This is a genomic window from Streptomyces sp. Edi2 (assembly GCF_040253635.1).
In the GTDB taxonomy this organism is placed as follows: domain Bacteria; phylum Actinomycetota; class Actinomycetes; order Streptomycetales; family Streptomycetaceae; genus Streptomyces.
The window spans coordinates 229,642-247,377 of record NZ_JBEJGX010000001.1; the positions used below are offsets into that span (position 1 = coordinate 229,642).

Below are 17,736 nucleotides of genomic sequence, written 5' to 3' on the forward strand. Positions count from 1 at the left end.
CGGCGGCGGCCGGGGACGATTACGGCGTCCCCGGCCGCCGCCATGTCACCAGCCGCGGCGTATCACCGGTGATACGTGGTGGGTGCGTGGCTGGTGGCACCGGTCGCGGCGAACGCCTTCACGCGGCGCTGCAGGGCGCGCACCGCCTGGGGCGTCACCTTCGGGGTGGTGATCGTCTTCGACTCGCTCATTGCGGCTCTCCTCTCGCTGTCCTCGGCCCCGCCCTGCTGGCGGGGTCTTCTGGGAGTACAGCTCAACCGTTCGACCTGGCATAGGAGTTGGGTGTAGTCCCGCTGTAGTCCCGCCGCCACGCGCAGTACGCTTCTCGTCACGCAGGATGATGGGATTGCGCCCGTGGACGACTTGATCCGCCACCCCCTGACCTATGCCCGCATCGCACGCGGATGGTCCCTAGAGGACCTCGCCCGCCGGATCCGGGACGCGGCCCTTCGGCGTGGCTTGCGCTCCGGCGTTGACCGTCAGCGGATCTGGAAGTGGGAGAACAACAGAGCCACTCCCGACGCCGACTCTCAGCTACTCCTCGCCGACGTGTTCGAGATCGACCAGAGCCTCATCGACACCCGCAGCTGGCCGAACTGGCTACCGGGGCGCGAAAGCTCGATTCCTCTTGGGCCGCACAGCACCGTTCCCGCTCTTCGAGAGGCCCTGCGAACTTCCATGGACCGCCGCACCTTCCTCACCCACAGCACCGGCGCCCTCGCCGCCCTCTCCCACCAGTGGGCCACCACCGAACCCGAGGTCCTCACCGCCGCCTTGGACGGCAAGCCCGTAGATGCCGAACTCCTCGACCTGCTGGAAACCACCGCCACGAAGCTGACCAGCCTCGTCACCGAGCAGCGCCAGTACACCGGCAGACTCCTCGAAGCGCACCTGACGACCGTCACCGAACTCATCGACGGCCGTAACTACACACCATCAGTCGGCCAGCGCCTGAACACACTGGCCGCACGCCTTGCCCTGACTCTCGGCTGGTACCGCTTCGACCAGGGCAAACACGCCTCTGCCGGCAATTACTGGCACGGAGCCCTGCACAGCGCGCACGCCTCCGGGGACCGTGATCTGGGCGCCGGCATCCTCTCCGACTTCGCCTACCAGGCCACCTGGCTCAACCAGCCCCACACAGCGGCAACCATCCTCTCCAAGGCCCTCACCCGCACCGACCATCCGACCGCACGCTGCTCCACCTGCGCCTCGCCCGCGCGCAAGCAGCACTTGGAGAGTCTCGCGCATGCCACCAGTCCCTCACGAAAGCCGAGCGGGCACTGGCGACCTCTGCTCACGAGCCATCACCACTCTGGTGTTCGTGGATGTCGACCGCCGACCTCCTGGTGGACTCCGGGCAATGCCTGCTCGACCTGGGCCAGACCACGCGAGCGCACCAACTGATCGGGGAAGGAATGGATCTGCTCCCTCGGGCTCGAAGCAAAACCCGAGCAGTGTTCCTGTCCTTCAAGGCGGGCAGCTATCTCACGGCGGGCGAACCTGACCATGCGGCCGCCGCCGCAACGGAGTCGCTCACCCTGGCCAACAAGATCGGCGCTCCGCGATGTGCGGCTCTCGTCCGCAGCCTGGTGCCCGGATTCAAGAAGCACGTCGGAGCCGAAGGCGTGGATGAATTCCTTGAACGTATGCGGGCCAGGTGATACGAGAGGCCATCTTCCATCCCTCTCTGGCGCTCGCCTCTGGAGCATGCCGCGACTGGCCGCAGTCGATCAGAACGAGTAGGGCCGGTAAGTGCCGCCGAGAGGGTTGGGCGGTCGTCACTGGGCCGCAGCGGAAGCTCCCCGGCCCGCCGATCCCCCTTGCACTCCGCACATCGTGGGTGGGCTTCGCCAAAGGCATCCGCAGCCGCTATTACGGCGACCGACGCCCCATAAGCTGAGCCACCGTCGCCCGCCTCACCATCGTCGGCCGCCCCCGATCTTCTAACGACAACGGCGGTAGCAAGGCTCGCGCGGCCGAGAGGCGTGGCGCTCAGCACTCTCGACAGCTGGCCAGCCTTCTCACGACGCCTACAGGCTCATGGCCCACCCCGATGGCTGGCACGAGCTCGCCCTTGTCGACGCTGCGTGCTGGTGCCTCCGGAGCCCTGCCACCCGGAACGTCCGCCCGCCGTGCCCTCGAGCGCGGCGGGCGTACTGCGTCCAGCTACCTGCCCGACCACCCTCCGCTGGGCGTCGTCACAGTGCTGCTCACCCTTCCGCCCCTCGGCAGGCTGAAAAACGGCCTGCCTCATTTCCCGAACGGAACTGGTGTCCCGGCAAAGCGCAGACGACCCTTCGGCTACCGCCTGCTCGCCCGCCACCGGGCGCTGAGATCCTTGAGCTCCTCACGGAGCTTGACGGCCTTCTGCTCCGGGGCCGCCCAGGACGTTGCGAAGATCATGTACGGGCCGTCCCCGTAGGGAACGAAGCCGACTTTTTCCCAGGTCTGCTGCAGCCGAGTGCGGGCATGCTGAACCTCGTCGTGAGTCATGCCGTGGGAGTCGATGGGCGTGGGGTGGATCAACACCGCGCAGCAGCCACCGGACAAGCGCCGGATGCCGTCGGAGGCCATGATCGGGCCGAGCCCGAACCCGCGCCAGGCTTCCGTCAGTTCGACGCGGTAGACCACCAGGACGTCGGAGCCGCCGAAACCACCCTCGGTGATCTCGTTGAACTCCTCTGAGTAGTCGTCGTGCTCGGCCGAGAAGATGACCTCAGCCATCTCGTAGAGGTTCTGGGACTGCTCCTCCATTGCCCAGAACGGGTTCTGGCTGCCGCCCCAGCGGACCTTGTAGAACTCCAGCGTGCCCACGTGGAGGCGGTGCTCGCATTCCTCGCCTTCATCGACGAAGCCGTCCGCCTCGTAAAGCGCCTGCCACTTCGCCGTGCAGTCTTCACAGGGCGGGATGCGGTCCAGTCCGAAGCTCTCGCCGAGGTGGGCTGTGACGGTCCACTTCTCGATGGTGTCCTCGTACTCATGGTTCCCGAGCGATGCATCCAGCCGGTACGTGAGCTCGATGTAGTCCGGGTTCTGGAGCATGTCGTTGATGGGGCGCACTGCGGCGGCAGATGGAGTCACGCCCGCAGCCTAGCGGTCAGCTGCCAACCCGGGCAGGACACACTTAGCGGCGTTGCCGCATGAGCTGGTGCACACGCGATAGCCGAACCCGCAGAGGCCGTGGGGCGCCCGCACCCCGCCCACCGGCCAGCTCCGGCTCCTGGCCCCTACCGCAGCCAGGACCGGAGGTGGTCGGGCGGCGAACCGGCACAAGATCGAGTTCTCCGCCTTCGCCCCACGATGATCAGTGACGGGGGACATCGTGAACGTCGACCATCTGAATGACGACCTTGTTCTGCTTGTCGATCTGCACGTTCTCCTGGATGCCGACGACGTGGAACGTCGAGCCGCGAGGCATCAGCCGCTCCCGCTCCTCGTTGTCCCAGTAGGACACCGCGGCCACCGGAGCGCCGCGGCTAGAGACGATCTCGAAGACGACACCATGTGATGTCGTGCCGGAATCACCGCTGGAATCCCACCACTTGTTTTTGGAGAAGCCCGCCGCGATGTCAGGACAGTGGGAGACCGACATGTACGACGGGTCCCGGTAGACCCCGCCGACCTTGAAGTTCTCGTGAGCCCACTCCAGGACGCGGTCGGCTTTGCGGACTTCCAACGGAGGGGTGTAGCCGCGGTAGGTGATGTGCGGCTGCTCCGGCCGCTTGGCGTGCTCCAGCCCCGCGTCCAGGTGCGTGGTCACTTCCCGCAGCGGGACGCTCATGCCCTTGACCTTCTCGTCCGGCGACCTCCCCTCGTACAGATGCTTGTTGACCTCGGTGTAGTCGTCCTCCGTATACCCGGTGACGTACTTCTCCTGGTCATCGGTCAGGGCCTGCGACCAGCGGAACGACTCATCCTCGAGCTCTTCCGCCTCCTCCCAGTCCAGCTTGTGGCGGGAGATCGCAGCGGTCAGCCGGTGTCGCCTCCACGGTGTCCCTGGCTGACGGTTGGCCGCGGCCTCGATGACCTGCTCGGCCTGGTCGGCGGGAAGGCGGTCGTAGATGACCTTGCCGTCCTCGGTGCGATAGCTCCAGGGGGAGTCGGCGAGGGCCTGGTAGCGGTCGCGGTCCAGGTCGGTGAAGACCACCCGGGCATGCGGGTGCCCGCCGTCCTCGTCGTCGCCGGGATACACGGTCGCTGAGCCAGCGAAGCCGTCCTGGCTCCACGCGACGCTCTGGCCGCCGTCCCCGCGGCGCACCACCGTCGCGTCGTCCGCGCCCGCGGCACCGGCCAGCACCCGAGCCGAACGCCCCTCGGGAGGCAGTGGCACCTGCCCCGCTCCAGGACCTGTCTCCTCTACCGTGGGATACGGCGTCTCCGCGTCTCGGTCTGCCAGCAAACGGCGTGATGCCTGCCCGCACTGCTTCGCGTTCGCGGCGCACTGCCCGGCGCGGTCGTCATCACCACCGCGGGCCGCCTCCCGCGCCTTGTCAGCCCACAACTCCGCCTGTGCATACGCCTCGGCGGCGGGGTGCCCCTCTCCAGCCTCCGCAACGTCGTGGGCGAGCGTCGAAGAGGCGGCCCGCCGCGCAACGCGCACGCTCGGATGGGAGGCAGTACACCGCCGCCCGCCCTGGGGTATGGATCGGCACACGCATGCCCTCGCTCTCCCCGGGCCGGCCTGCCGACCCGGGCGTCGAACCAACAAGGTCCGAACACGATGCGAAGAGCGGCCTGTGGACAGAGCGCTTCGCCTGGTCCCCGACGGGCCATCGGGAGCCGTCTATCCTCCGGCCCCGCGCGCTAAGCGACGGTGCGCGGGGCGGAGCGCGCCGGCTGGCCTTAGGACAGGTAGGCGAGGACCTGGCTGTAGGCGTCGGCGTGGAAATCGGCCGGCCGGACCCATCGCACTTCGCCCGCCGTAGCATCGAGCGATGCCTTGCCCAGGGCGCGGGCCACCTCGTCCGGCGCGGGCACGAGAATTCCCGGGCACAGGGCACGAGGTGGGTGCCTGAGCCGGGTGCTCATCGGCACGGACGGGTCCGCGTGATGGGGACTGCTGGACCAGCCACGGTCGCTGGACCAGGCAAGAAAGGTGCCGTCGGAATCAGGATGGGCAGGTGCGGGATGTCCCGGCAACAGGACCCAGGCCCCAAGATGCCCAGCGGTGTCGAAGTCGACGCCCCAGCCTTCCCCGCCATCCGCCTCACACGTGATGTCAACAGGAAAGCCAGCCCGCGCCAGAGCACGTACCACGGCGTCGGCGTAGCCGATCTGCAGTCCCGGTGCACATGAGAGAAGGTCCCGCCGAGCATCCCGGGCCGTTCGGGTCGCCGCCCAACTGAGGACGTCACTTCGGGCCATGGTCCAGGAAGGGGCGAGAGGAGTGAGAAACCGCTCGGCGAACTCCCGTGCGGGCAGGCCCCGAAGACCAGTCCCGCGGCACGCCCCGCACAGACAGGTCTGTGCCATGGACGAGTTGGCGGGGTGGTAGTGCGGCCGGTGCACAGCGTGGTCCGCATCTTCGGTCTCGAGCCATCCCGTGCCCTGACAGCCGGAACACGAAGCCTGAGCGGGGGGCGCGGTGCCACCCAGGGCATCGCTGAGCAGGGCCCGGGCAGCAAGGACTCGGTCACCGAGCGTCCGGACAGAGAAACTGCCGTGCACGGCTTCGGTTCCCCATGGCCGGGGGTAGGGAACGGACCGGATCCGCAGCCCGTCGGGCGTGTAGATCCACATCGTCCGCTGCGAGCGATGGCCGGCAACCGGCCTGATTCCGTACACCACATCGGGCACCGCGGACAGCACACCGAACCCGTGGCGAAGCAGCGGCCGCAACGGCCCGTCGAGCGCCGCAGCCACCGCGAACACGTACCGCTGCGAGGCAGCGTGCCACGGCCCCTCGGCCTCCCAGATTCGGCCGGCCCCGCACGGTGGCTGCACGCCAAACCAGTTCTGGTACGAGCGGCGCCCGGCGAGCCGCGCCATGTCTCCGATGGCACGCTGCACTTGTGGCAGCAGCATGTCGGTCATCGCCATCGGCACGCGAAGCCGCTCCGGATCCAGCACCTCGCTCTCGCCGGCAAGGGCATGCAAGTCCGAGCAGAACTCGACGCAGACCTGCGGCGTCGGCCAGTCGTCCGCGGCCGCTCCCACAAGCCATCCGCGGAACCTCTCCCGCCAGCTGTCATGCACGGACGCATCGGCCACCACGGCCCGCAGCGCCTGACGTGCGGCATCGGCGGTCACTGGCTCGGTGAGGCTGCCCGACCGCACGAGAGCGAGAGCCTCGCTCAGCGAGAGCCCGGGATGCCGGGCCTGCAACTCCCGTGCGCGCTGCTGACTGGTCGTGCGCTTCTTGGTCACGATGTCGCTTCTCCCCGCAGTGACATCACCACCACGCCGCATGCCACAACGGAAATTAGGGACAATAAAGGGAAAATGCCACCACGGGGTCCGCAAACCCTTGCCGACGGTGTCATCGACGGGCGTGGACGACGATGACGGCGGCCTTGGCAGTACGTGTCTGGCCAGATCGCCAGCTTAGCCACGCGCCACCGCAGGCAGCAGGCGAATCCCGGGTTCGCGCTCCCATGCGCCCCCGCCCTCAGGACACCTCACGGCGCGGGAGCGGAAATGCACTCCTACAACGCCAGGCCAGTCCGCACGGCCATCCTCACGACCGCGGCGTGCTCGCACCGCTCCTCAGGCCACCGGCCCACACATGAAGGGCAGCGCCGTGGCCCGCCGGAAGCTCCGTGACTGCGACGGTGGCGGTCCGGGCTGACCGAAGGCCACAGCCGCAAGTCCCATCGCACGTGGCCGCGGTGAGAGAAGAAATTGGTGGGCCCCCACGCACTCGCACAGCGCGGGGAGCCCACAGACAGCCTCGCACACACCCCCAGAATCGAACAAATCAACGCCAGTGTGTCGCGCGACCCAAGCTCGACGGCCCCTGCCCAGTACCCCACGTCCACGTCCTGCAGCCGAGCCGAGCACATCCATAGACCAGGCGCGGAATGGCGCGCCTCCTGCAAAGCGAGAAGTACCGGGCACCGCCCGGTCGTTCGCAAGAACTCGACCTGTGAGACATCCGCTGGTCGCGTGCCCGTTCTCCGAAATCGCCAACCGGTTCAGGGCCTCGCAAGCGGCGGATTCCGACCAGCAGACCACCCGAGCGCCCCGCACTGGCGACCGCCACGGAGGCAGTCCGCAGCAGGGCCTGGCCCAGGTTGTCTACCACCACGGCAAGGGAGTAGATATGGTGTCCCTGGGCAGAGACTGCTGCCTCCGTCCGCACTGAGTTGGCCCGGACCCAACGGTGCGACATGGCGGAAAGAGACGCATTCGTCACGTCAGTTCAGCAAGACATATTCCTGCGTCTGTCGGCGCGCTGGTCCGGGGCGTCGTGCCGCGGATGGGTCACAAATGAAAGCCAGCGAACGTCAGCCTGTACGCCTTCGCACCCGCTACACCGGCGAGCCGGCGGCCGCCGCGCGGACCTTCTACCGATACCACGGCCAGCACTTCGGCCTGGTCCCCGATGCGTCCGCCCACGGCCAGCGCATCCTCGAAGCATCCCTGCTGCGAACCCTGGCACATCCTCACCCGACACTCCCCGCACTGGAAGTGGCCGGGGCAGCATACGGTCTGACGGGAGTCAGCCCCGGAGTCGACAGCTTGGTGCTGTGGCCGGCCCCGGAGCACCTGGCGGAGCTTCTGGCCCGGCTGCTGCCGACCCGCACGCCCGACGGCGAAGTGATCGGGGTTCCCGGACTGCGCGCACGCCCCCGCCCCACCCGCCCCAACGACAGCCTCATCCTCGCGCGGGCCGGGCACCGCGCCTACGTCGAGCTGCGCTGGCCCTCTTGGATGCCGCACCGGCCGAAGGTCGAACTCGGTCGTGCCCGCGACATCGCCGAGGCTGCCGGCCGAGAGCCGTTGTGGGAGACAGACGCGAGTTCGCAAGACGAGCAGCGGGCCTGGGCCCGCATCACGGCGGAGATCGACGCCTCGGACATCGAGCTGTGGAGCCGCGCTCTGCGCCGGCTGGGCTTGGCCATCACCAGCCCACCCGGCTGGGAGCACCGTCCGCCCCGGCACGAAGAACTCGAAGGCCCCGATCCCGCGCGGATCGCTCCCCGTGCGAGAGGCCCGCGAGCGGACGGGTTCCGCGGAGTGGTGGCTGTGACCTCCAGTGACGGCAAGGGCGGCCGCGGCTGCACCACCATCACCTACATCATGGCCTGCGTCCTCGCCTACTCCGGAACACGCGTTGGCATTCTGGTACCCGACGACCACTTCGGCCTGCCTGCGCTGCTCGGGCACCGGGACAGGACAGAGCAGTGGCAGGACATCGGCGACCACCTGCCGAATCCCAGGGCGCTGCGGATGGCGACGTTGCCACAGGACACCAAGGCCGCCGAGCAGATGATTGCAGCGGCACGCAACGACTACGACGTCGTCATCGTCGACGCCGGCAACGCCGTCCAGCAACGGCATCTCGCCGCAGCGGCCGATGCGGTCCTGGCGCTGGCCGATGGCAAAACCCAGTGGTACGACACCGAGACCATCGACCACCGCCCCCCAAAGCCCCGGTTCTGGGAATGGATCGACGACGAGTTCCACGACTTTCTCCACCGGCACGACAGTGTCCGCCGCGGGCTGCTGGCCTACCTCGACGTGAGCTTCGAGGCGTACGTGCAGTCGCGGGCCGAGGACGGGGAGACCGCCGTCTACGACGCCTCAGACACTGACGACGTCGAGCGGTGGTGGCTCGACTACGACGGGGACATGCGCCAGATTCATCGGGACGACGACGCCGGCTCGGAACTTCCGGCGGAAGAGGAATCGCCCCACCTCCGGGCATGGCGTGCGGACTACATCGCGTTCCTTTCCAAGGAAGGAGCCGAGCGCTATCCGGACGAGTGGCCGGAGGTAGCCCAGATGTGGGCCGAACGCAACCGGCAGCGCAACTTGGCCGGGCTCGCGCCTGGCATGCCGAGCGAGGACGAAGTGGCCGCCATCTTCGCCCAGTTCAAGGCGGAAATCGAGGACCGGGCCCTTGCAACATGGGGCCAGGAGCTGTGGCAGCAGGAGCTGCCACTGTGGAAGGCCGCCGATGAGGATGAGGAAGAGCAACTCCGTGAAAAGTTCGCTGACCTGATCGAATACCTACACCATCCCTGGCCCGCGGATCGAGTAGTTGAGGAGCTTCGCACTCAGTTCTGGGACCTTCCGGGTGGTGTGCCCGTTGTTGTCGCGCTCAATCACGTACGTGACGACGCCGATCAGCACCAGCTCGCTGACGTCACGGAAGCGCTGCGGGGGCAGGGCTTCGCCGGGCTTGTCCTCATTTCCCGGCACCCCGCGATGGAGTCCTGGGGTGGCGGGCGCCGTCCACTGCACCGGCAAGCTGTCGCCGTGGGCTGGGAGCTCGTTGGCCAGGTGGCCGAGGCGCTGGGAGCTCGCGCATGAGGGCGACCGGCACGCCGCATGCCGACGAAAACTGCTATCCCTCGATCCGGTGTCCCCACCGGCTGTGCCCTTACGTGCACCGTGCCGTTTCCTGGGTAGGTGCCGTCGCGCTCACTCTCTTGGTGCTCACGCTGACCGATTCCCGGGAGCAGCAGGTGGCGATTTTGTTGGCGGCCCTCGCGCTCTTCGTGTTGCTGGCACTGTCCACCAGCCGGAAGAGGAACGACAGCAGCCCGCTCGCCAGCGTGATCACGACCGAGCGCGAAGCGGCAACGCCCGGGCACGTCGCGCATGGCTGGGCCCGGGCCGCCGTTGCGTTCGACTTCGCACGCTTGGCGGGGTTCATCGCCATGGCTGTGTGGATCCCGTCGAGCACCTTCTCCCTGGCCCCTCGCGAGGGCGAGGGGAACATGACATCGGTGGTGCTGACGCTGCCCATTGCCCTGTTGGCGGCGGTCGGCCTGTTCAGGCTGGGATCCCTGCTGCATCGCCGGGCTACGAAGCCACCAGCGCGGACACGCTGATATCGCCACGGCTTGAGACGCGTAAATCGGGGGCAGCCTGCAGAGGCTGCCCCGACTCAAAATCGTGGACATCGCCCCGTACCGCTGCGTGTACGGAGTCTTGGAGGGGAGCCGTGTTCACGGCACCACGGTGCGAAAAGCACCCGATTAGGGTGTCTCGTGCTGGTCGTCGGCCTTCGGCTTCCCGGCATTGAGCAGGATGTCCGGCGGGAGAGGCATCCCGGGGCAGGGGCTTGTGCGGCGAGCCTTGTCCGTTGCGCCGCTCACGGCGTACCCGCGCTCGATGAGGAGGCGTGCGACGGCTGCGGCATTCTGCTGAGGGGTGTTGTACTTCGGACCGCCGCCCTTTGTCTGTCCCATCCACGTCATGAGCCCATCTTGCCCTAGGCAACAGCTAGTTGACTCACGATGCCGTAAAGAGGCAGGGACCGCCTGGCTCAGGTGGTTGGCGCCGCAGGGCTAGTGAACCGGGAAGCTCTCATGGCCACGGTGATCTCGGCAGCTTCGGCTGCATCGCGATGGCGGGCGGTCAAGGGTGGCCCGCCGGCGAGGTGAAGTTCGACAGAGGCAAGTCCCAGGCGACGCTGCCACGGGCCCTGGACCCTGACGACCTGCTGGACCTTGTCGGCCAGGCTGAGATGCACGACGTTACGCAGGAACATCCCCCGACAGGCGCTGACATGGGACGCGTCCGAGAAGTACGACAGCGCGTGGCTGAACGGGGTGACCCAGCGGGCACGGCGCGGCACAGGACGGACGCTCCGCAGAGCCGTGATCGCGTCCGTCCCGTACAGGCGGGCGATCAGACGTTCGGCGTCTTCTCGGGTAGAGACGGGCGCGATGAGCTGCGCCTGCCGATATCCGGCGACCGCCAGCCGGATGCGAACCCAGTCCCTCCGGCGCCACAGCACGGGCTGTTCCAGGATCACGGCCTGAGTGCGCCGGTGGCGGAAGGTCTGGTGCTGAGTGTTGAAGAGGCCGAAGTCGGCCCGGAACCCACCAGGTTCAGCTGTCAGCGTCCAGCCGTGCCAACGCGGCCAGCAGGAGCCGGTCAACCGCCAGACCGGGCCGAGAACACCGGCTACCGACACCAGCGCCAGCGGCTCCTTCGACACCACGTACGGTGCAATCCCCACGACCACGAGCACGGCAGCGCACAGGATCGTGTGGGCATCCAGCAGCAACGACACCGCGAGATCCCGCGGCGCCACCTTGAGCAACACCTGCCCGCCGACCGTCGCAGCCGATGGTGCGCCGCGGACTGCCGCAGGGGTCCGGAGGTCCGCGGCCATGCGCCCGCGCAAAGCGGCCAGGAGCGTCTCGGCCTGCTCGGTTCCCAGATAGGCGAGGTCACTGGACTGGCCGGAGCTTGACAGGCGCAGCGTGCACACCCCGATCAGGCGGCCCAGTAGCGGACGACGAATGTCGGCCGCCTGGAGGTGTGCGAGCTCGAAGCGGCGCCGTTGCTGGAAGAGCAGGCCGCAGCGGTAGTGCAGCGCGTCGGTGGTGAGCCGGTAGGACGTCGCACGCCAGGACGTATAGCCGTAGCCGGCGCCGGCCAGAGAGACGGATACGGCGATCAGTACGAGGATCCATCGCGGCCACCCCTGAGCGGCGTGGAACCACTCTGGGAGGTCGCGGAAGACGAAGCCGACGATGGCGCAGGTCACCGCCCACGCCCGGCGCCAGGGGGTGATGGGGTGCAGCCGCCCCTCAAGGACGGTCGTGGCGGTCAAAGGGCCACCTGCCGTTCGACGCCGAGCCGGGTGAGAACATCGCGCACCCTCTCCGCCTCCGGCAGTGCGAGGTCGTGCACGCACACCTTGTGAAAGGCGCCGGTGGTCACCGTCACTGAGGCGAGCTGGAACCTGCGCTGCAGCGGGCCGGATGCGATCGCGACAGTCTGGATCCGCCCGTAGGACAACGCGACCTCACAGCGGCGGAACAGGCCGCCGCGGATGAGCAGGTCATTGTCGGCGAGGTGGTACCCGGACCGCTGCCAGACGGCACCCATACGCCACCAACGCCACAGGCCCCCACAGGCCAGGGCGCCGGCGACGTTCCAGGCCGGCCAGGCCGGAACGGCCGGCAGGACGCGGGGCACGAGCACGCCGAACAAGCCGCCCACCGTGAAGCAGGCAGCCAAGGTGGCCAGAGAGAGCATCACGCGCCACCGTGCCAGGGCGGCCCGCGGCAGCGGCGTGTACTTCACAGCCTCCAGCTCACAGGGCGGGCCGGTCACAGCTGAGGTCGTCAATAGAGCTCCTCCAGATATTGGTCGCCCTCCGCTGGTGCGCAGGGAGGCGGTCGATCAGGGCTTGCGGTGCCGCTGCCGCGGCGATGCTGGGGCGCCCGGAGGGGGGCGCCCCAGCACTGCGTCAGGTGCGGTTCTCGGCCATCGCATCCAAGGCGGCCTCGAGGTAGTCGCGGACCAGGGCGGCGAACGTCTCCTCGTCGGCCTGCTCGACGCCGAGCTTTTCGGCCTTGGCGACCTTGGATCCGGCCCGCTGGCCGACGACCAGCAGACCCGTCTTCTTCGACACGCTCTCCGTGGGGCTGCCGCCCGCGAGCTTGATCAGGTGCCGCATCCCAGCGCGGTCGAACCCGGCCAGGCTCCCGGACATCGTCCCGGTGACCACGACCGACTTCCCGGTCAGCGGTCCGCCGGTGGTGGTGTCTCCGGCGCTGCCGGAGGCGGAGCCGGTCAGGTTGACGCCCGCCGCGGCAAGCTTGGCGACGACCTTGGCCGTACGCGGCAGCTGGGCGGCGATCAGCGCCGCCTTCTTCGCGCCGATGCCGTCCACCGCCCGCAGCGCGGTGGTGTCGGCGGCGAGCACAGCGCTCATGGAACCGAAGCGGTCGGCCAGCCGCTCCGAGATTTCCCGGCCCGTCCCGATCAGACCCAGCGAGGTCAGGACCTGGTGCAGCGGACGGGCCTTGGCTGCCTCGATCTGCCCGGCCAGCTTGTCCGCCAGCACGGTGCTGCCGCCCGCCGCCTGGGCGAGCTGGTCGTGGTTCAGAGCGAAGAGGTCCCCGATGTCGGCGACGTAGCCATGCCCGATGAGGCCGGAGATGACCGACGGCCCCAGGCCGTCGATGTCCAGCTGGTCGCGTCCGGCCGCGTACAGCAGGGCCGCGGGCAGTCCGCACGACGTCGTCCCGGCGGCCGTCGCCGCGCAGCGCCACCGCTCCTGGCTCTTGTCCAGCCCGCCGCCACACACCGGGCACGTCGTGGGCATCTCGATCGGCTCCGCAGCCTTGGGCCGCAGGTGGACGACCGGGGCGAGCACCCGCGGGATGATGTCCTGCGCGAGGATCACGGTCACCGAATCGCCCAGCCGGAGGTCCAAACGGCCGATGTCCGACGGGTTGTGCAGGGTGGCGGAGGAGACCATGCTCCCGCCCAACTCGACCTCCGCGAGCACTGCCCGCGGCGCCAGCACTCCGGTACGGCCGATGGACCACTTCACGTCCAGGAGCTTTGTGACGCGCTCCGCGGGGGCGAGCTTGTAGGCGACCGCCCACAACGGAGCACGCGCGTCACTGCCCGCGGCGGCCTGCTGCACCAGGGAGTTGGCCTTGATCACCACCCCGTCGATGCCGTACGGCAGCGAGGCACGCTCAGCTTCGATCTGCTCCACACACCGCTGCGCTTCGGCGACGGTGGCGACCACACGGAGCCCGTGCACGGTGGCCGCGGTGGTCTGCACTCCGGCGGCGGCCACCTGCTCCATCAGCTCTGCCTGCGTCTCCACGTCGGCCAGCGGCTTGCCGGTGCCCAGCGGCAGGGCGACGGCGTGGTAGGCGAAGAACGTCATCTCCAGCCGGTAGAGCCGGTTCGTGGCCCGCAGCGTGCCCGCCGCAGCGGCGCGCGGGCTGGAGAACGGCTTCGCACCGTGCTGTGCGCGGATGGTGTTGGCCCGCTCGAACTGCTTGAAGGTGAACACCACCTCGCCGCGGGCTTCGAAGGTGAAGGGCTCAGCGAGCTGTTCGGGCAGTCCGTGGATGTCGTTGCTGATGGCGTGGCTGACGTCGTCGCCGTGCCGGCCGTTGCCACGCAGGAGCAACGCGACCAGACGGCCGTTGACGTAGCGGGCGACGAGCGCAACGCCGTCGAGCTTGTTCTCCACGGTCAGTCCGCGGGAGCGGGAGGGGTCGAGCTTGGCGTACCAGCCGGAGAGTTCGTTGGGCGTGGTGACGTTGTGGAGCGAGCCCATGGGCACCGTGTGCGGGACGGCTCCCGGGGCGAGCGCGCCTTCGGCGACCTTGCCGGTGGGGGAGACGGCGCTGACGTGGCCGGGGTGTGCTCTCTCGTAGGCGGCGACCTCTTGGCGGAGACGGTCGTAGGTGGCGTCGTCCAGCGGGGTCTCACCGTCGGTGTGGTAGGCGGCGGAGGCAGTGCGGATCAGCGTGACGGCATCGAGATAGTCGTCGCGGTTCTGCATCGGGGCAGCGGTGGTCAAAGACAAGCGGAACCTTTCGCAGGGGTAGGGGGCCGCCCGCCCGGCTCTTGGCCGCATCACGCGGTAGATGAGCAACGGGCCGACAGATGAGAGAGGCATCGCCGCACTCAGGCGAGGCGGCGACGTCGATGGGAATGCGCGGAACCGCGCCGGGTGGGGCGGGGCCCGTGGGGCCTATGCGGTGGGGAGGGCCGCGGTCGCGTGAATACTCCGCAGCCTGCCCTCGCCGTGCGGGCTCCACAGCGTTCGGGATGGGGCCGTCCTGCTGGCGGGCCCGGCTGAGCGCCGGGCCCATGCGCAGCTGGTCAGGAGCGGGGGCGCAGCGCGACGAGGGGGATGCCTTCGAGCACGTCGGTGGGGCCCCCTCCGCGCCGGGACTTGGCGAGGCGGGCGGACGAGGTGGGCTCAAGCGTGAGGTTGGCGAAGGTCTCGCCCTTGCGGTTCTTGCCGGTACTTGCGACCGTGCCGACGAGTCCGTTGAGGTACTTCGGACGCATGTTGCACAGCTCGACGGTCGTTCCGATCCGCACCAGGCTGCCCCGGACGGTCCAGACGACCTCCCGGCGCAGCTTGCCCAGCCCCTGGAGGATTTCCAACTCCTCCGGCGTCGCGTGTTCGCGGATGTAGGTGGCGCAGTCGACGGCGCGGGATTCGGTGGTGGAGGTCAAGCGGGTTCCTTACGTTGTAGGCGTTTGTCAGCGGGAGAAGACGCAGGCCAGCGGCACCGTGAGCGAGTAGCTGGTGGCGCCCTTCGGGATGCGGCGGGCGTAGACGTGGTGTCCCTGGAGCGCCCAGAGCGAGTTCTCGTCGATGACGACGACGGCCACCGGACGCCGCGAGGTGAGGTTGATGCTGTGGATCTTCCCGGTCAGGTCGTTGAGCTGCCTGTCCTGGAGCCGGTCCAGGCGGATGTCCTGACCTTCGGTGAGGGAGTCCATGCGCTCCTGGTCCAGCCTTGCCTGGCCCTCCTTGGCGGCCTGGGAGAACAGGTCGAGGTCGTCGAGGGTGGCGCGGTCCGCGGCGAAGCGGACGACGTCCGAGAACGTGGTGGTGGTCATGCGTGGACCTCCTGGCCGGTGAGGGGAATGTGGGCTTGGAGCAGATCGAGTGCGTCCGCCTCGAAAAGGCCACGGATGCGGTCGTGAGTGTCGCCGGTCGGCTCGCGCTGGGCGGCGCGCAGCCGCCTCAGAAGGTCACGGCCAGCCCCTTCAAGGGCGCTCATGCCGTGGCCTGGCCTTCGTCGTCGTCGGGGCCGGAGGCCCATTGGCCGAAGGCACTCATGCGGGCCGCGTATCGGCTTCGGCATCCGGGTCGCGGTGGCTCCAGGCGAAGCCACGCAGCCAGGGAGGGGCGTGGACGCCGAACTCAGTGGTGACGATGAACGGGTCGATCCCCACGTGGTAACGCTGGCGGCTGCGGGATCCTCCGTTGACGGTCCCATCCGCGCGCGGGCGGTGCCCGATGACATCGACGCTGTCCAGCAGCCAGGCACCGAGGTCGCGCCGGGTGTAGGTCAGCAGGAGCTCGGCGGGACGCATCGGGAAGTCGTAGTCGGTGTGCCCGGGGGCCAGATCGTCGGCAGTGCCGGTGTAGCGGAGGATCCGCTCGGCGCAGTCGTCGACGAGATTCAGTGAGAGGGGCAAGCGGGGCTGTCCTTCCGGGACGTTGGCGACCTGCTCTGGTGGCAGGGGACCGGCGGGCCTTTCCCGGGGTGCTCCGGCGGGGCGCCACCCTGGAGAGGGCGGCGCCCCGGGGGAGGGGAAGAGAGCGTCCGGCAGTGGCGGAAGGGGGACTACTTGGACGGGTCGACCCGGATGGGCATCAGCAGGTGCCGGTAGGTGTCCTCGCCGTCGTCGGCGGTCAGCACGATCGGCTTGCGGGCCTGCCCCTCCTCGAACTGGCTGACGTGCAAGGTGACGGACTCCCTGCTGGTGAAGGCGTCGAGCGCGGCGAGCAGGAAGGTGGGGTTGAAGCGGACGCTCATGCCCGCGACGTCGGCGTCCGTGCCGCAAGTGAGAGTGAACGGGACGCTCATGCCCCTGACCCGGGCCTGCTCCCCGGGGGTGGCGATGACGGGGGCGAGGGCGAGGGCGAGCGTGCCCTCGGCGCGCCAGAGCAGGGCGACGGGACCGTGCGTGTCGCCCACGGCCTGCACCATGGCCAAGCCCTTCTTGGCGGCCCGCACCAGCGTCGCCCGGTCCATGCGGGCGCTCGCGGTGAACTCGGTCGGGAAGAGCGCAGAGTAGTCCGGGAACAACCCGTCCCGGGCGCGCACGGTGACCGTGGTGTCCCCCAGCGACAGCGTGGCACGGGGGATGTCGCTGTCCGCGCCCAGCAGGCCGATGCCGACCGGGCCGTCGTAGGTCTTGAACAGCTTCAGCAGCGAGGCCAGGACGGACGCGGGGAACAGGACGCTCAGCGGCTTGTCCGGTGGGCGGACGGTCGCCTCGGCCTGAACCCGGCCTTCGGCCAGGCGGTAGCGGTCGGTCGCGGCCATGATGAGGGTCTGGCCGGACAGGGTGAGATTGACGGCGGTGAGGACCGGCAGGGTGTCGTCACGTCCGGCGGCCGGCAGGACGCGCTTGAGCTCGGCGAAGAACTTCCCCGCCTCGACCGTCGCCATGGCGGGCACCGGCTCCGGCGGCAGGGTGAACTCCTCGCGCTCCAGCGCGGCGATGGGCACGGTCAGGTGCTCGGTGGACAGCAGGTCGCCGGTCAGGGACACCACGGTGCCTTCGGCCTGGCTCTTCGTCTCGCCCGCCACCATGGCCGCCAGAGCCTTCTTCAGCTGTGCGAAGTGCAGCAGGCTGCTGCCCTTCTTGGCCCGGCCCGCCATGGTGACCGACACGGCCGTTTCATAGTCGAACGTGGTGAGCGTCGCGTGCTTGCGGCCCGTCTCGACGAGCACGCCGCGCTGGGCCTCGATGGGAGCCTTCGCGCAGACGCCGAACTCGGCGATCTTCAGGGCGCGGGTGAGCTGGCCGTGGTCGAGGATCATGCGTGCGGTCGGCTTGGCGGGGGCAGAGGTGGCGTTGACGGTGGACTGCGGGGCGGTGGCGGGGGACGCGGAGATGCTGCCTCCTTGGCGGCGGGGCGGGGGATGGCGCCGGCGGCGGTGGGACCGTCGGCGCCGGGCGGTTCGGGGAGCGAGAGCGGCGGAGCGTGCGACCGGTCCAGGCGTGCGGGACTTCGGCCGCGGCGGGCGCTGTCTTCGGTCATCCGGGCCGCCGGGCGCTCCGGCGGCTTTGTGGCGGCACGGCGGCGCGCCG

Annotated in this window: 15 protein-coding genes and 1 pseudogene; 3 read left to right on the forward strand and 13 right to left on the reverse strand. The window is 69.1% G+C overall.

Annotation, left to right across the window (positions count from 1 at the left end):
• Positions 1 to 62: 62 nt before the first annotated feature.
• Complete coding sequence (locus ABR737_RS01225; protein ID WP_350248279.1) at positions 63 to 191, reverse strand: hypothetical protein; 129 nt, start codon at positions 189 to 191, stop codon at positions 63 to 65.
• A gap of 163 nt (positions 192 to 354) precedes the next feature.
• Between ABR737_RS01225 and ABR737_RS01230 the strand changes: the two are divergent.
• Positions 355 to 1,664 (forward strand): annotated as a pseudogene (locus tag ABR737_RS01230) (helix-turn-helix transcriptional regulator).
• 640 nt (positions 1,665 to 2,304) lie between these two features.
• Here ABR737_RS01230 and ABR737_RS01240 read toward each other — a convergent pair.
• The 3 genes from ABR737_RS01240 to ABR737_RS01250 all read right to left on the reverse strand — a co-directional run bounded on the left by ABR737_RS01240 (position 2,305) and on the right by ABR737_RS01250 (position 6,369).
• Complete coding sequence (locus ABR737_RS01240) at positions 2,305 to 3,084, reverse strand: hypothetical protein (RefSeq protein ID WP_350248282.1); 780 nt, start codon at positions 3,082 to 3,084, stop codon at positions 2,305 to 2,307.
• A gap of 223 nt (positions 3,085 to 3,307) precedes the next feature.
• The gene (locus ABR737_RS01245; protein WP_350248283.1) at positions 3,308 to 4,333 is read right to left on the reverse strand and encodes an ADP-ribosyltransferase; all 1,026 of its coding nucleotides are present in this window, start codon (positions 4,331 to 4,333) and stop codon (positions 3,308 to 3,310) included.
• 512 nt (positions 4,334 to 4,845) lie between these two features.
• Positions 4,846 to 6,369, reverse strand: coding sequence for a hypothetical protein (locus ABR737_RS01250; RefSeq protein ID WP_350248284.1), 1,524 nt, complete (start codon positions 6,367 to 6,369; stop codon positions 4,846 to 4,848).
• 1,062 nt (positions 6,370 to 7,431) lie between these two features.
• Here ABR737_RS01250 and ABR737_RS01255 point away from each other — a divergent pair.
• Both ABR737_RS01255 and ABR737_RS01260 read left to right on the forward strand, forming a co-directional pair.
• Positions 7,432 to 9,480: a hypothetical protein gene (locus tag ABR737_RS01255; RefSeq protein WP_350248285.1), complete on the forward strand. Its 2,049-nt coding sequence runs from the start codon at positions 7,432 to 7,434 to the stop codon at positions 9,478 to 9,480.
• Between the two features lie 122 nt (positions 9,481 to 9,602).
• Positions 9,603 to 10,004 (forward strand): hypothetical protein, encoded by a 402-nt coding sequence (locus tag ABR737_RS01260; protein WP_350248286.1) that lies wholly within the window; start codon positions 9,603 to 9,605, stop codon positions 10,002 to 10,004.
• Positions 10,005 to 10,151: 147 nt separating this feature from the next.
• Here ABR737_RS01260 and ABR737_RS01265 read toward each other — a convergent pair whose 3' ends face one another.
• The 9 genes from ABR737_RS01265 to ABR737_RS01305 form a co-directional block, all read right to left on the reverse strand.
• Positions 10,152 to 10,373, reverse strand: coding sequence for a hypothetical protein (locus tag ABR737_RS01265; protein ID WP_350248287.1), 222 nt, complete (start codon positions 10,371 to 10,373; stop codon positions 10,152 to 10,154).
• Positions 10,374 to 10,441: 68 nt separating this feature from the next.
• Positions 10,442 to 11,740 (reverse strand): PH domain-containing protein, encoded by a 1,299-nt coding sequence (locus tag ABR737_RS01270; protein WP_350248288.1) that lies wholly within the window; start codon positions 11,738 to 11,740, stop codon positions 10,442 to 10,444.
• Positions 11,737 to 12,261 carry a PH domain-containing protein gene (locus ABR737_RS01275; RefSeq protein ID WP_350248289.1) on the reverse strand — a complete coding sequence of 175 codons (525 nt, stop codon included), beginning with the start codon at positions 12,259 to 12,261 and terminating at the stop codon, positions 11,737 to 11,739. Before ABR737_RS01275 ends, ABR737_RS01270 begins: the two co-directional genes overlap by 4 nt.
• A gap of 121 nt (positions 12,262 to 12,382) precedes the next feature.
• A complete protein-coding gene (gene ligA / locus ABR737_RS01280) occupies positions 12,383 to 14,473 on the reverse strand; it encodes an NAD-dependent DNA ligase LigA (RefSeq protein WP_350248290.1) in 2,091 nt (696 codons plus the stop codon).
• A gap of 299 nt (positions 14,474 to 14,772) precedes the next feature.
• Positions 14,773 to 15,135 (reverse strand): hypothetical protein, encoded by a 363-nt coding sequence (locus ABR737_RS01285; protein WP_350248291.1) that lies wholly within the window; start codon positions 15,133 to 15,135, stop codon positions 14,773 to 14,775.
• A 27-nt stretch (positions 15,136 to 15,162) separates the two neighbouring features.
• On the reverse strand, positions 15,163 to 15,525 hold the full coding sequence (locus ABR737_RS01290) for a hypothetical protein (RefSeq protein ID WP_350248292.1): 363 nt from the start codon (positions 15,523 to 15,525) through the stop codon (positions 15,163 to 15,165).
• Complete coding sequence (locus ABR737_RS01295) at positions 15,522 to 15,689, reverse strand: hypothetical protein (RefSeq protein WP_350248293.1); 168 nt, start codon at positions 15,687 to 15,689, stop codon at positions 15,522 to 15,524. Before ABR737_RS01295 ends, ABR737_RS01290 begins: the two co-directional genes overlap by 4 nt.
• Positions 15,690 to 15,744: 55 nt before the next feature.
• Entirely contained in the window at positions 15,745 to 16,110 is a 366-nt protein-coding gene (locus ABR737_RS01300) for a hypothetical protein (protein WP_350248294.1), read from the reverse strand.
• Between the two features lie 149 nt (positions 16,111 to 16,259).
• A complete protein-coding gene (locus ABR737_RS01305; protein ID WP_350248295.1) occupies positions 16,260 to 17,465 on the reverse strand; it encodes a DNA polymerase III subunit beta family protein in 1,206 nt (401 codons plus the stop codon).
• Between the last annotated feature and the right edge of the window lie 271 nt (positions 17,466 to 17,736).